The 13,486-nt window shown below is 61.8% G+C and carries 13 protein-coding genes; 9 read left to right on the plus strand and 4 right to left on the minus strand.

Going from position 1 to position 13,486, the window contains the following annotated elements; all coding sequences use genetic code 11:
• Nucleotides 1-120: 120 nt before the first annotated feature.
• Both AC1DFC_RS08065 and AC1DFC_RS08070 read right to left on the minus strand, forming a co-directional pair.
• Nucleotides 121-954, minus strand: a complete 834-nt coding sequence (locus AC1DFC_RS08065; RefSeq protein WP_007830560.1) for an ABC transporter ATP-binding protein — start codon at nucleotides 952-954, stop codon at nucleotides 121-123.
• Nucleotides 951-2,948, minus strand: coding sequence for an AMP-binding protein (locus AC1DFC_RS08070; RefSeq protein ID WP_007830561.1), 1,998 nt, complete (start codon nucleotides 2,946-2,948; stop codon nucleotides 951-953). Before AC1DFC_RS08070 ends, AC1DFC_RS08065 begins: the two co-directional genes overlap by 4 nt.
• A 42-nt stretch (nucleotides 2,949-2,990) precedes the next feature.
• Between AC1DFC_RS08070 and AC1DFC_RS08075 the strand changes: the two genes are divergently transcribed.
• The 4 genes from AC1DFC_RS08075 to AC1DFC_RS08090 are packed head-to-tail and all read left to right on the plus strand — an operon-like array spanning nucleotide 2,991 to nucleotide 5,337.
• Nucleotides 2,991-3,761, plus strand: a complete 771-nt coding sequence (locus AC1DFC_RS08075; RefSeq protein ID WP_007830562.1) for a Crp/Fnr family transcriptional regulator — start codon at nucleotides 2,991-2,993, stop codon at nucleotides 3,759-3,761.
• Complete coding sequence (locus AC1DFC_RS08080; RefSeq protein WP_007830563.1) at nucleotides 3,758-4,228, plus strand: hypothetical protein; 471 nt, start codon at nucleotides 3,758-3,760, stop codon at nucleotides 4,226-4,228. The genes AC1DFC_RS08075 and AC1DFC_RS08080 overlap by 4 nt, the downstream gene beginning before the upstream one ends.
• Before the next feature lie 60 nt (nucleotides 4,229-4,288).
• Nucleotides 4,289-5,053 carry an SDR family NAD(P)-dependent oxidoreductase gene (locus tag AC1DFC_RS08085; RefSeq protein ID WP_478178929.1) on the plus strand — a complete coding sequence of 255 codons (765 nt, stop codon included), beginning with the start codon at nucleotides 4,289-4,291 and terminating at the stop codon, nucleotides 5,051-5,053.
• A gap of 26 nt (nucleotides 5,054-5,079) precedes the next feature.
• Nucleotides 5,080-5,337 (plus strand): hypothetical protein, encoded by a 258-nt coding sequence (locus tag AC1DFC_RS08090; protein WP_007830565.1) that lies wholly within the window; start codon nucleotides 5,080-5,082, stop codon nucleotides 5,335-5,337.
• A 133-nt stretch (nucleotides 5,338-5,470) separates the two neighbouring features.
• Here the strand turns inward: AC1DFC_RS08090 and AC1DFC_RS08095 are convergent, their stop codons facing one another.
• The gene (locus AC1DFC_RS08095; protein ID WP_007837099.1) at nucleotides 5,471-6,448 is read right to left on the minus strand and encodes a Bug family tripartite tricarboxylate transporter substrate binding protein; all 978 of its coding nucleotides are present in this window, start codon (nucleotides 6,446-6,448) and stop codon (nucleotides 5,471-5,473) included.
• Between the two features lie 323 nt (nucleotides 6,449-6,771).
• Between AC1DFC_RS08095 and AC1DFC_RS08100 the strand changes: the two genes are divergently transcribed.
• The 5 genes from AC1DFC_RS08100 (at nucleotide 6,772) to AC1DFC_RS08120 (ending at nucleotide 13,210) form a co-directional block, all read left to right on the plus strand.
• Nucleotides 6,772-9,534, plus strand: a complete 2,763-nt coding sequence (locus AC1DFC_RS08100; protein ID WP_478178930.1) for a type VI secretion system Vgr family protein — start codon at nucleotides 6,772-6,774, stop codon at nucleotides 9,532-9,534.
• A gap of 15 nt (nucleotides 9,535-9,549) precedes the next feature.
• Nucleotides 9,550-11,400 carry a LysM peptidoglycan-binding domain-containing protein gene (locus AC1DFC_RS08105; RefSeq protein ID WP_478178931.1) on the plus strand — a complete coding sequence of 617 codons (1,851 nt, stop codon included), beginning with the start codon at nucleotides 9,550-9,552 and terminating at the stop codon, nucleotides 11,398-11,400.
• Nucleotide 11,401: 1 nt separating this feature from the next.
• A complete protein-coding gene (locus AC1DFC_RS08110) occupies nucleotides 11,402-11,953 on the plus strand; it encodes a hypothetical protein (protein ID WP_157632271.1) in 552 nt (183 codons plus the stop codon).
• A gap of 187 nt (nucleotides 11,954-12,140) precedes the next feature.
• Complete coding sequence (locus AC1DFC_RS08115; protein WP_157632289.1) at nucleotides 12,141-12,686, plus strand: hypothetical protein; 546 nt, start codon at nucleotides 12,141-12,143, stop codon at nucleotides 12,684-12,686.
• Nucleotides 12,687-12,832: 146 nt separating this feature from the next.
• Entirely contained in the window at nucleotides 12,833-13,210 is a 378-nt protein-coding gene (locus AC1DFC_RS08120; protein WP_007838749.1) for a VOC family protein, read from the plus strand.
• 24 nt (nucleotides 13,211-13,234) lie between these two features.
• Here AC1DFC_RS08120 and AC1DFC_RS08125 read toward each other — a convergent pair.
• A partial coding sequence (locus AC1DFC_RS08125) for a superoxide dismutase (RefSeq protein WP_478178932.1) occupies nucleotides 13,235-13,486 on the minus strand: 252 nt, incomplete at its 5' end.

Consider the following 13,486-nt stretch of genomic DNA (forward strand, 5'->3'; position numbering starts at 1 on the left):
GGGTGGGGGCAGGCGGCGTCCGATGAGGCGCTGCTTTTTTTCGAAGGCCGCTGTGCCCCCATCCCAGCCTTCCCCCAGAGGGGGAAGGAGCAATACTTCAGGGCGAGGTTTCGCATGGCTTCAGTGCTCCACGCCGAGATACGCCCGAATGACGTCCTCGTTGTTCCGCACCTCATCCGGCGTCCCGTCGCCGATCTTCTTGCCGTAGTCCAGCACCACCACGCGGTCGGAGATGTCCATCACCACGCCCATGTCGTGCTCGATCAGCACGATGGTCGCGCCGAACTCGTCGTTCACGTCGAGGATGAAGCGGCTCATGTCCTGCTTCTCCTCCACGTTCATGCCGGCCATGGGCTCGTCCAGCAGCAGCACCTGCGGCTCCATCGCAAGCGCGCGGCCGAGGTCGACGCGCTTCTGCAAGCCGTAGGGCAGGCGGCCCACCGGCGTCTTGCGGTGCGCCTGGATTTCCAGGAAGTCGATGATGTGCTCGACGAACTCGCGGTGCGCGAGCTCTTCGCGCTCGGCCGGTCCCCAGCGCAGTGCCTGCGCGAGCAGGCCGCTCTTCATCTTGAGGTTGCGGCCCGTCATGATGTTGTCGAGCACGCTCATGCCCTTGAAGAGGGCCAGGTTCTGGAAGGTGCGCGCCACGCCCATCTCGGCCACCTGGCGCGAGTTCATGTGCTTGAAGGTCTGGCCCCGGAAGGTGATAGAGCCCTGCTGCGGCCAGTACACGCCGTTGATGCAGTTCAGCATCGAGCTCTTGCCCGCGCCGTTCGGCCCGATGATGGCCCGCACCTCGTGCTCGCGCACGTTGAAGCTGATGTCCGTCAGCGCCTTCACGCCGCCGAAGCTCAGGGAGATGTTCTGCACGTCGAGGATGACCTCGCCGTCCTTGCGGCCGCCTCGGGTCGTTGTTGCAAGCATGGAGGCCTCGGTGTGGTTGTGCGCGTTCATGCGGCCGCCTTGACCAGTGGAAAGCGCTTCGCGTCGACGATCTTCAGCGTGGCACTCACCGAGCCCGTGCGCCCGTCCTCGAACTTGACCTGCGTCTCGATGAACTGCTCGGTCTTGCCGCCGTAGAGCGCACTGACCAGCACCGCGTATTTCTCGGCGATGAAGCCGCGGCGCACCTTGCGCGTGCGGGTGAGCTCGTCATCGTCGGGATCGAGCTCCTTGTGCAGTACCAGGAAGCGCGCGATCTGCGTCTCGCCCATGCCGTCCTCGCTTGCAAGGTCGGCATTCACCTTGGCGATGCAATCGGCCACCAGCGCCAGAACCTCGGGCTTGCCGGCCAGGTCGACGTAGCCGCCGTACGCCAGTCCGCGGCGCTCGGCCCAGTTGCCGACGGCCTCGTAGTCGATGTTGATGGCGGCGCACACTTCGTCGCGGCCGTTGCCGAAGCACACGGCTTCCTTGATCTGCGGGAAGAACTTGAGCTTGTTCTCGATGTAGTTGGGCGCGAAGATCGCGCCGCCCACGAGCCGGCCCACGTCCTTGGCGCGGTCGATGATGCGCAGGTGGCCCTCGCTGTCGAGCACGCCCGCGTCGCCGGTGTGGAAGTAGCCGTTCGCGTCCAGCACCTCGGCGGTGGCGTCGGGGCGCTTGTAGTACTCCTTGAGCACCGACACGCCGCGCACCAGCACCTCGCCGTCCTCGGCGATCTTCAGCTCGATGCCCGGCGCGGCCGTGCCCACGGTCTGCAGCTTGACCTTGCCGTCCTGCTGCAGGCACACGTAGGCGCAGGTCTCGGTCTGGCCGTAGAACTGCTTGAGATTCACGCCGATGGAGCGGTAGAAGCGGAACAGGTCGGGCCCGATGGCGGCACCGGCCGTATAGGCCACGCGGATGCGGCTCATGCCCAGCACGTTGCGCAGCGGCCCATAGATCAGCAGGTTGCCCAGGCTGTACATGAACCGGTCGCCGGTGCCCACGGGCGCGCCGTTGAGGATGTCCGCGCCCACGCGCTGTGCCAGGGCCATGAACTTCGCGTACAGCCAGCGCTTGGGCGCCGCCGCATCTTCCATGCGGATCGACACTGCAGTGAGCAAGCCTTCGAAGGTGCGCGGCGGGCCGAAGTAGTAGCTCGGGCCGATCTCGCGCATGTCGTTCATCACCGTCTCGGCCGACTCGGGGCAGTTGAGCGTGAAGCCGCCCACCAGCCACTGCGCCACCGAGAACAGGTGGTCGCCCACCCACGCCATCGGCAGGTAGCTCATGATGTTGTCGCCGGGGCCGAGCCTGTCGGTCTCCACGCCGCCGCGACCCGCTGCGATGAAACTCGCATGCGTCTGGCACACGCCCTTGGGGCGCCCGGTGGTGCCCGAGGTGTAGAGGATCACGCCCACGTCGGTGGCTTCGCCGCCGGCCACGGCGCGGTCGTAGTAGCCCAGGTTGGCCTTGTCGAATTCGCGACCCAGCGCGCGCAGCTGTTCGTAGCTCATCAGCCCCGGCTGGTCGTAGTGGCGCAGGCCCTTGGGGTCGTCGTAGATGATGTGGCGGATGCCGTGCTGCTGGTCTTTTTGCAACTCGCGGCACTCGAGCAGCTTGTCGACCTGCTCCTGGTCTTCGACGACCACGAACTCCACGGCCGCGTCCTGCAGCATGAAGACCATTTCACTCGCCACCGCGTCCTGGTACAGCGGCACCGGCACGCCGCGCAGGCTTTGCGCGGCGATCACCGCCATGTAGAGGTGTGGCCGGTTGGCGCCGACGATGGCGAGGTTGTCGAAGGCCTTGAAGCCGAGGCTCGCGAGGCCGCAGGCCATTTCGCGCACTTCCTGCGCCACGGCGTTCCAGGTCCAGGTTTGCCAGATGCCGAGGTCCTTCTCGCGCACGGCGGGCGCCTCGGGTTGGGCCTCGGCATGCGCGAGCAGCAGACGGGGGAAGGTGGGGGCGGTTGTTTGCACAGTGGGCGGATCGTAGGTCTCACTTTGACGCCCGGTTGTCATTCCAACGACAATCCTAGGGACACTACTCCCCGGAGTTTCCCGATGCCTCACGGCAATCTCAACCACAACGTGCTCGGCGGTTCGATCAAGGATCGCGTGCGTCCCGCCAATGCCGCGGAACTCGAAGGCATCCCCTGGCTGCCCACGCTCACGCCCGCCGAGCGCCGCCGCGCCGAAGCCGCGCTGGTTGTGGGCGAGGCCGAGCCCGGCGACCTGGTGTGCCGCGTCGGGCGCTCGCCCACCTACTGGTTCGGCGTGGTCGAGGGGTTGCTCAAGATGAGCAACGACAACGCCGACGGCGGCTCGGTCACCTACACCGGCGTGCCGCCAGGCGGCTGGTTCGGCGAAGGCACGGTGATGAAGCGCGAGCCCTACCGCTACAACATCCAGGCGCTGCGGCGCAGCCTGGTGGCGGGGCTGCCGATCGAAAGCTTCCACTGGCTGCTCGACCACTCCATCGGCTTCAACCGCTTCGTGATGAACCAGCTCAACGAGCGGCTGGGCCAGTTCATCGCGGCGCTGGAGATCGACCGGCTCAACAACCCCGACGCGCGCGTGGCACGCAACCTGGTGTCGCTGTTCAATCCGGTGCTGTACCCGGGCGTAGGCGAGGTGCTGCGCATCACGCAGCAGGAGCTGGCCTACCTGGTCGGCCTCTCGCGCCAGCGCGTGAACGAGGCGCTGAACGGCCTCTCGGCACAGGGCCTGATCCGCGTGGAGTACGGTGGGCTGCGCGTGCTCGACCTGCCGGGCCTGCGCGCGACCGCGATGTCGAACAAGAAGAACGCCTCGGCGGAAACGGAAAACACATGACCCTCAAAGACCAGCTCCAGGTGGTGCCCGCGAACGCGGAAGCCGCCTTCATCTCGCCGTCAGAGGCGCCGAAGACGAAGGCCGAGGACGCCGGCCCGACGCTGCAGGAGGCCATCGAACGCAACGACGCGTTGAACGAGAAGCTCGATGCGCTCAACGAAATACTGGCCAAGCCGCTCAGCGAAATTCTTGCCGACCGCGAGAAGTCCGAAGAGGCCGCGCTCGCGTGGGACCGCTTCGGCGCGATGTGGATGCTCTCGCAGCGCGCGATGCGACGCGTGGCGCTCGACCTTGCGGCGCAGCTCGGCGTGAGCGAGGAAGAAGTCGTCGCGCGTGCCATGGCCAATGCCAATGCGGTACTCAACGGCGCAGACGAGGTCGACCTCGACGGCACCATCGCGCCTGCGCAGCTGCAGCACATCGCCCGCCACCGCAACTTCCTGCGCAAGCAGTTCCGTACCGGTTGAGCACCAGGGCCTCTCGATACCGCTTAACCTCCCCGCCTTCGTTCAAGAAAGAGCTTCCCGATGACCGCTTCCCACCTCACCCTTATCACCGGCGCCTCGCGTGGCCTGGGCCGTGCCATGGCCGAACAGCTGCTGCAGGCCGGCCACACGGTGCTGGGCATCTCGCGCAAGCAGGATCCGGCGCTTGCTGAGGTAGCCAAGGCCGCCGGCGCCGAACTCGTGCAATGGGAGCAGGACCTGTCCGACCCGGTCGCCGCGGCAGCCCGCGTGTCGGCTTGGCTCAAGACCATTGACGCGCAACGCTTCGACAGCGTCACGCTCATCAACAACGCCGGCACCGTCGGCAACCCCGCGCCGCTGTCCAGCGCCGTCGAGGCCGAGCTGTCGCTGGCCCTGCGCATCGGCCTCGAAGCGCCGATGCTGCTGACGGCCGCGTTCCTGGGCGCGACGCGCGAATGGCGTGGTGCACGCAAGGTGCTGAACATCTCGTCGGGCCTGGGCCGCAACGCCATGGGCAGCCAGGCGCCTTACTGCGCGTCCAAGGCCGGCATGGACCATTTCTCGCGCGCCGTGGCGCTGGAAGAAGCGAATGCGCCGAACGGTGCGCGCATCGTCTCGCTGGCGCCTGGCATCATCGACACCGACATGCAGGTGCAGCTGCGCGGCGCATCGGCCGAGAAGTTTCCGGACCGCACGCGCTTCGTGAGCATGAAGGAGGACGGCCGGCTCGACAGCCCCGCCACCGCAGCGGCCAAGGTGCTCAACTACCTGGCGCGCGAAGACTTCGGCAACAACCCCGTGGCCGACGTGCGCGATCCGGCCTGAACGCAGAAGAAGCGAGCGAGCACACCATGGCCACCGCCAAGTCGATCGACACCAACGACTACAAGCTCTTCCCGTCGCCGAGGAACGTGCATCGCATCGTCTTCGAGCATCAGGTCTTCGTGCCGTATCCGTACGCGCTGATCGTGATGGATGAGTTCTACTTCAAGGGCCGCTACAGCCTGTTCTCGGCCTGCAGGATGAGCGACGGGAAGATGGGGCAGGTGGCGACGTTCGAGGACGCGGCGGACGTGGAAATCTTCAACAGGAAGTTCACGCCGGACTGAGCCCGGTATTTCTCCCTTCCCTTCCGGGGGAGGGCAGGGGTGGGGGCAAGCGGCGCATCCATCGCTCATGGCATGTTCGGCGCCGTCAGCCCCCATCCCAACCTTCCCCCAAAGGGGGAAGGGGCAAGAAGGGCTACTCGATCGTCGCGCCCGAGGCTTGCACGATCCCCTTCCACTTCTCGTAGTCGGTCTTCAGCAGCGCGCCGAACTGCTCCGGCGTCATGCTTTGCGGCTCAGCGCCCTGGGCAATGATGGCCGCCTTCATTTCGGGCGTGGCCAGCAGTTTGTTGATCGCCGCATTCAGCGTGGCGACGACGTCCTTGGGCGTGCCGGCCGGCACGAAGACGCCGTACCAGGTGCTCACGTCGAAGTCCTTGTAGCCCAGCTCGGACACGGTGGGCGTGTCGGGCAGCGAGGTGCTGCGCTTGGCAGAGGTCACGGCCAGCGGACGCAGCTTGCCCGCCTTGATCTGCGCCAGCGCCGAGGGCACGGACGACACCATCAGGTCGACGTTGCCCGCGAGCACGTCCATCATGGCCGCGTTGGAGCCCTTGTAGGGCACGTGGCGCATCTTGATCTTGGCGGCGCTGTTGAAGATCTCGCCGGCCAGGTGGATGGTGGTGCCGTTGCCTGGCGAGCCGTAGGTGATCGTGTCGGGCGCGGCGCGCGCAGCCGTGACCACGTCGTTCAGCGTCTTGAACTTCGAGTTGGCCTGCGTGACGATCACCACCGGCGTGTAGGCCACGTGGGCTACGGCGGTCAGGTCCTTCACCGGGTTGTAGCTCAGGTTCTTGTAGAGCCAGGGCGCGACGACCATGTTGTCCTTCTGGCCCATCACGATGTCGTAGCCCGTGGGCGCGGCGCGCGCGGCCTCGGCAATGCCGATGGTGCCGCCGGCACCTGCGCGGTTGTCAGGCACCACGGTCCAGTGGTTCGCCTCGGTGAGCTTCTGGGCCACGAGGCGCGCCAGGATGTCGGTGCCGCCTCCGGGCGGGAAGGGCACGATCATGCGGATGGGCTTGGCGGGGTAGGACTGCGCCTGTGCAGCCGTGGCAAAGGCCAGGGGAAGTGCCAGCGCGAGGGCCAGCGAGCGGATGAGTTTGCGGATCATGGGGTTGTCTCTGTATGGGGGCGAATCGGGTTGCAGACTTGAGGCCTCGTCGGGCACTGCACCAGGGTGCAGTGTGCCGGAAGCGGAGCCGCAGGGTTTTCGTGGTTCGCGAAGGGCCTCTTCTCGGGCTGCGGCGGCTCCGCAACGTGCATTGCTTCACGAATTGCGCACGTGCGCACGCGATGGCTACTTTGGGTTGCTTTCGGGGTGGCCAGAGCGGGTTACATAATCCAACAAAACGGCCCCCCAGACCCTGAGGGCGGCCAATCAGGGAGTCTCATGTTCATCTTCGATCGTGCGAGTGCGCGTGCTCGCCCGCGCCCGTGAAAAGGCGCGTCACCCTCCGCTCGCCCTTGGGCGACGCGTTGCAGTTCCATCGCCTGGCCGGGCGCGAAGCGCTGCACCAGCTCTTCGAATTCGACGTCGACTTGCTGGGCCACAGCAACGCCATCGACCCGAAAGCCCTGCTCGGCAAGACGGCCACCGTGGCGATGGAAACCGAGCGCGGCGACCTGCGTTATCTCGGCGGCATCGTCACCTGCTTCGGCCTGATTGAAGAAGACGCGCGCCAGTCCTTCTACGAGATGAAGCTGCGCCCATGGCTGTGGCTGGCAACACGTCGGAGCGACTTCCGGGTCTTCCAGGGCAAAACCGTCCCCGACATCCTCACCGAAGTGCTCGACAGCTACGGCTACCCCATCGAGAAGAGGCTCAGCCGCGAATACCGGTCGTGGGACTACTGCGTGCAGTATCACGAAAGCGATTTTTCGTACATCTCGCGCCTGTGCGAATTGGAAGGCATCTACTACTACTTCAGGCACGAAGCAGAGCGGCACGTGCTGATGTTCGCGGACGACATCGCCATCTCCCACGATCCGTTGCCCGGAGGCGATACCGTGCGCTTCCACCCGCTGGAGAAAGCGGGCATGACCGGAGGTGGCTCAAGTCCGAGCGAGCGCATCTATGAATGGCAGTCCGGCGAAGAAATCCGCCCGGGGTTTCATTTCACCAACGACTACGACCCCCTCAAGCCCAGGGCGGACCTTTCCAACCAACGTCAAATGCCCCCAGGCCATGCCCATGACTCCTTCGAACTGTACGAATGGCCTGGTGGCTACAAGCAGCACAACGACGGCGAAGCCTACGCGCGCATCCGTACTGAAGAACAGTTGAGCGAGCGCAGTGCTGCGAGCGGGCATTCCAACAGGCGCGATCTGGCGCCGGGCCACACCTTCCAGCTCGCCAGCCACCCGAGGGAAGACCAGAATCAGAAATACCTTCTGACCGGCGTCGAGTACGAGCTGCAGGAAAATCTTCAAGCCAGCGAAGGTGCCGACGCCTCCGAAGGCTCCGTTCAGCGTTTCGCCTTCAAGGCGCAGCCCGTGACTTACGCATGGCGACCGCCGCGCACCACGCCCAGGCCGCGCACACGTGGCCCGCAGACGGCCATCGTGGTCGGCCCGGAGAACGAAGAAATATGGGCCGATCGGTACGGCCGCGTCAAAATCCAGTTCTACTGGGATCGTCTGGGTCAGCGTAACGAGAACTCCAGTTGCTGGGTGCGCGTGGCCATGTCTTGGGCCGGCGCGACCTTCGGCACCGCGGCCTTGCCGCGCATCGGCCAGGAAGTCATCGTCGATTTCCTGAGCGGCGATCCGGACTACCCCATCATCACAGGGCGTGTGTTCAATGCCGAGAACATGCCCGCGTGGCACCTGCCCGATCAGAAGAACCTCTCGGGCATTCGCAGCCGCGAACTGAGCCCAGAAGGCAGTTCTGGCGGGACGCGCGGCAATCATCTGGCGCTGGACGACCATCCCGGAAAAATCCAGGCCCAGCTCAAGAGCGATCACCTCAGCAGCAGCCTGAGCCTGGGCCACATCGGCCGCATCGACGACACGGCAGGCCGCAAAGACGACCGAGGCCAGGGCGCCGAACTGCGCACCGATGGCCACGCCGCGGTGCGCGCAGCCAGGGGCCTGCTGCTCACCACCGAGACACGGCCCCATGCGCAGGGCCACATCACCGATCTGGGCGAAACGGTCGCGCGCCTGACGGCCGCGCGCGATCTGCATGAACGCCAGAGCCAGACCGCCCAACAGGCCAAGGCGCACGGGGCGGGCGATCAGGACGCCGTCACCCAAGCGCTGAAGGAACAGAACGACGCCATCAAGGGCAGGGGTGGCGACAGGCAGGATGGCCGGTTTCCGGAGCTCGACGAACCCCATCTGGTGATCGCCAGTGCGGCGGGCATCCAGAGCACGGCGGCAGGCGCCACGCACATCGCCAGCATCACCCACAACGCATTGAGCAGCGGCGGCCACACCAGCATCAGCGCGGGCAAGAGCTTCCTGGCCAGCGTGAAGGAAGCCGTGCGCCTGTTCGCCTACAAGTCCATCCGCCTGACTGCGGCGACCGCCGGCATCGACATCGTCGCCCTGCAAAACAGCATCAACCTCCTGGCGAAGCTCGACATCAAGCTGGAGGCCGAAAAGATCAGCATCACCGCCAAGGAAGAGATCCTGATCAACGGGGGCAGCAGCTTTACCAGGTGGAACGCCTCGGGGATCGTGCATGGCACCCGCGGGCTTTGGCGCGAGCATGCGGGGGTCCACAGCTTTGCGGGGCCTATGAGTATGGAAAAACTTCTGCGGATGCAAGGCGTCGGTCACGACGACAAATACAGCGTTCGCTTCGCCCCTCTTGGCAGCGACGAAGTCTTCAAGCATGTGGAAATGGCAGGGCTGCCTTACAAAATTCTTGACGAGCGGCAAGCCATCACGGCCGAAGGGATCATTCCGGACGACGGACGACTTCCAAGAATCACCTTCGAGACGCCCGACGAGGCGACGCTGATCGTGGGTGAAGAGACGTGGGACTGGAACCCAGTTCCCACGATTCGCACGCGGCAGAGCGATCCCAATACCGCCGAAATAGAAAGCCAGGAGGCCGTCGAGAGCGATGGCGTGGACGACGGCTTGGACACCATCGAAAACTCAAAGTACGCCCAATCAGGCGTCGGTTCTGGCCTCAACCATTTTCTTTCTGAATCGGCGGTGGAAGCCCATCTGAATGGACTGGCCTGAGTTCTTGGATATGACATGTCAAAGCTGATATCCGCTACCTATCACCCCAACATCGAAGTCGCAGAGTTCATCTGTGAGGATGGCCGCCATTTGCTGCGCTCCGGTGGAACACTGCCATGGCGAATCAACAACCCCGGCGACTTGACGGCTCGAATGGTAGGTGGCGCGCCCGCCCCCAGGAAGGCCAAAGGCTATGTCGGGTTTGCCACGACCAAATCCGGCAGAACCTTCCTGATCTTTCCCGATGAGGATTCCGGGCGGACAGAGCTGAAGGCAAACCTGAAACGCTTGCACGGCGATCGAACCATCCCCGAAGCCATTCCTGTCTATGCCCCCAAGGGGGAAAACAACACGGAAAAATACGCAAACGACCTGCTCCGCACGAGCGGCATTCCGGCCGACCGGAAGCTCAGCGAATGCACCGACGCCGAGCTCGAAAAGATAGTGGACAGCATCTCGGAAATCGAGGGCTACCACGCCAAGCCTGAAACCCGCAAGGAAACATGGGTGGTCGTGAGCACGATCAACGCCACCAATGGCAGCCAGCCCTTGCCCGACACGGAAATCATCCTGCAAAGAGGAAGCAGGGAGGAAAAGGTCAAATCCGATGCCACAGGCCGCTTCCCGTTGGTGATCCATCCGTCGGACAAGGCCGCTGTGCACGTCAAGGTCACAGACCCGAAGACCAAGGAGCCCGTGAAGGTCGGGACGATTCAAGGCGACACCGGTCAGGACTTCAATCTTCTGGCGAAGTTCAGAAAATGGAAAGGTGTTGCTGGGTCGGAGAAGATCAACAGTTCCACGCTGGACCAGAAGAAGCCGATGAGCTACGTGGTGCAGCCCGGAGACAGCCTGGGAAAGATCGCGAAGCTGTATCGCACAAGTGTTGCCGCAATCAAGGATGCCAACGAGCTGAGCAGCGACCGGATCTATCCTGGCGAGGTGCTGCTGATTGGTGGGAGGGGCAAGGAGCCTGGCGCAGCACAGTCGGCTTCAATTTCCACCGCACCAAAAACTGCATCAGCAAGCACGCCACTAATTCCGAAAGCCCGACCTCGTGCTGCTCCGCCAGCAGCGCCTATTCCGTCAAGCACGCAACCCTCGGATTCGGAACGATCCAAGGAGGGAACGGGAAAGGTCTTGGCACTGATCAATCCGTGGCCTGGGCGAGCGCCGTGGATGCCTATTGCGATTGTGGAGGCGAAGCTTAGAGCTGGTGAAACCGAATCTACTCTGCAAGACAAAATAAATTATCACGTCGAAATCAACGATGGCTTGAAATCTCTGAACGGGAACAGCAATGCGTGGTGCGCTGCCTTTGTCAATTGGTGTCTGTTGCAGGCAAAATATCCGATCGACAATATCGGTTTTCCCAATCACAAAGCTGCGAAGGCACGTGCGCACAGTTTTTATGAAGTAGACGGTCCCAAAGAGAAGTCAGAAAAAACAGCGCGCATGATCCGAAATCCCTTGTTTGTTGAGCTGGACAAGCCAATATATGGCGCCATTGCAATGGTTACATCAAAATCTGATCACGGGCATCATGTGGGATTTGTATATGCAAAAAACGGCTCCAATGGGTTGATATTGCTTGGCGGGAATCAAGATCAGCAAATAAATTTTTCGTACTTCAATATCGCGCCTGTTGCTGCGCGTACAACAAAAAATAAAGATGGGAAGAAGGTCGTGCATAAAGGTGACCCTAATCATTTGAAGTACTTCGTGCCAATTGCATATTATGAGCAGGCTAAGAAGGATATTTCTGATCCTGGACTGGAAGAGATGAAGGCGGTCGAAATAAATAAAATAATGGGAATCGATGCTGGAAAATCTAATGCGAATAAAGAAACCCCAACACTCACTTGACATGGCTTATTTTTGGCGGTCATCACTGCAGCGATTGCTATGGAAGGCGACGACATTTTTTGCCTTGCTTTTTAAATCTACTTCCTTTGCTTTTGCAGGATATGCTGGTGGCCCTTATGTCGTATGGGTAAATCTTGATCATTCTCCCGATAAAAGGAGGATCGATGGGGTGATTGCTGATTACGCGACGAGTAAGGCAGTTAACTGCGATGGACAGTGGAAAATGGGGGATTCTTTACTGTATATGAAGAAGCGCCCTCCATTGATTGATAATGATTTGGTTGAGGGTGTTTTTTTGAGAAAAAACAGCGCTCAAAAAAAACGATTGAACTTCGCATTGAGGAATTATAGGGATATTGATTTTCATCACCACGACGGCCTTGATGGCATTATTGCGTATACGACTCAAGGCGACGCAAAAATGATGAGCTTGACGACGGGGAAAAATAAAATTGAATCCGTAACCATTGCGTCGCATGGTAATCGTCCTGCGAAGGAGGACATAGAAGATGCGTTCTGTGCACTCCTCCCTCCAATAACTCGCGCGCCGTAGGATTGGAAGGGAAGGGAAGGGAAGGGAAGGGAAGGGAAGGGAAGGGAAGGGAAGGGAAGGGAAGGGAAGGGAAGGGAAGGGAAGGGAAGGGAAGGGAAGGGAAGGGGTGGGGTGGGATGGGGTGGGGTGGTGGTTTACTCCAATAAAGGTGGGTCGCATATGATGAATTTCGTAACGGGAGCTGAGTGTGACGAATTTTTTGTTCTTCAAAAGTGTAGTTTTTGCATCTTGGGCGGCCTTTTTGTTTGGTTTTTCTTTGAACTCATTTGCGGGATATAGGGATGATCGACTTGTGGTTTGGGTGAACCTGGAGAGAGGGGGCAAGGGGTTGAATGTTGATGAGGTAATTCATGATTTCATACATTCAGGTCGAGTTGATTCAAGTTGCGGCGTGCGCTGGGAGCAGTGGGGGTCAACCTTGTATATGAGGAAGCGCCCTGATGGAATTACTGATGATCTGATTCGAAAGGTTTTTATTGAAAAAGACAGGCCATCGCTTCAGCGTTTGAATCACTTGCTAAAATCGTTCAAAGATCCCGAAATTGGGGCGGATGAAGGATTGGATGGCGTCGTGGTTTACTCCAGCAAAGGTGGGGCTCGCATGATGAATTTCATAAGAGGTAGGAAGAAGATCAAAAGCTACTCGTTGGCTTCGAACAATTCCTTGGTTAAGGCTCAAGATGTCGAAGAAGCGTTTTGCGTGCTTTTGCCTCCCACAACCCGCGCGCCGTAGAGCTTTCGATCGCTCCACGGGTCGTGCGAGCAACTAGCGCGGTATTGACACCGGCTGCCGCGAGGCAAATACTTCACCGAATGGTTGAGTATTTTTGGCTCGCCCGCCGCGCGTCCACCGCGCAATGGGCTTCACAGGAGACTCCCATGCTCGGAAACATCAACGCCGTGGCCAACCTCGCGGTGAAAGACCTGGCCGTGGCGCGCCGCTTCTACGAAGACACGCTGGGCCTGACACAGGTCGATGCGCAAGGCGAGGAGGTGATCGTCTATCGCAGCGGCACTACGCGGATCAACGTCTACCGCTCCTCATTCGCCGGCACCAACCAGGCCACGGCCGTGACCTGGTCGGTCGATGGCGATATCGAGCGGCTCGTGGCGGCGCTCAAGGCCAAGGGCGTGCGCTTCGAGCACTACGACATGCCCGGCATGAAGCTCGAAGGCGACATCCATGTCATGGACCACATGAAGGTCGCCTGGTTCAAGGACCCGGACGGCAACATCCTCAACCTGATCAACGGCTGATGAGGATGCCGCGGCCGAACCCGGTCAGCCGAAGTTCTTCGCCGCGAAGTCCCAGTTCGCCAGCTTGGCCAGGAAGGTCTCGACGAACTTCGGGCGCAGGTTGCGGTAGTCGATGTAGTAGGCGTGCTCCCACACGTCCACCGTCAGCACCGGGGTGTCGCCGGTGGTCAGCGGCGTGCCCGCGGCGCCCATGTTCACGATGTCCAGCGAGCCGTCGGCCTTCTTCACCAGCCACGTCCAGCCCGAGCCGAAATTGCCCACGGCCGACTTCACGAA

Source organism: Variovorax sp. 10L421, assembly GCF_056395365.1.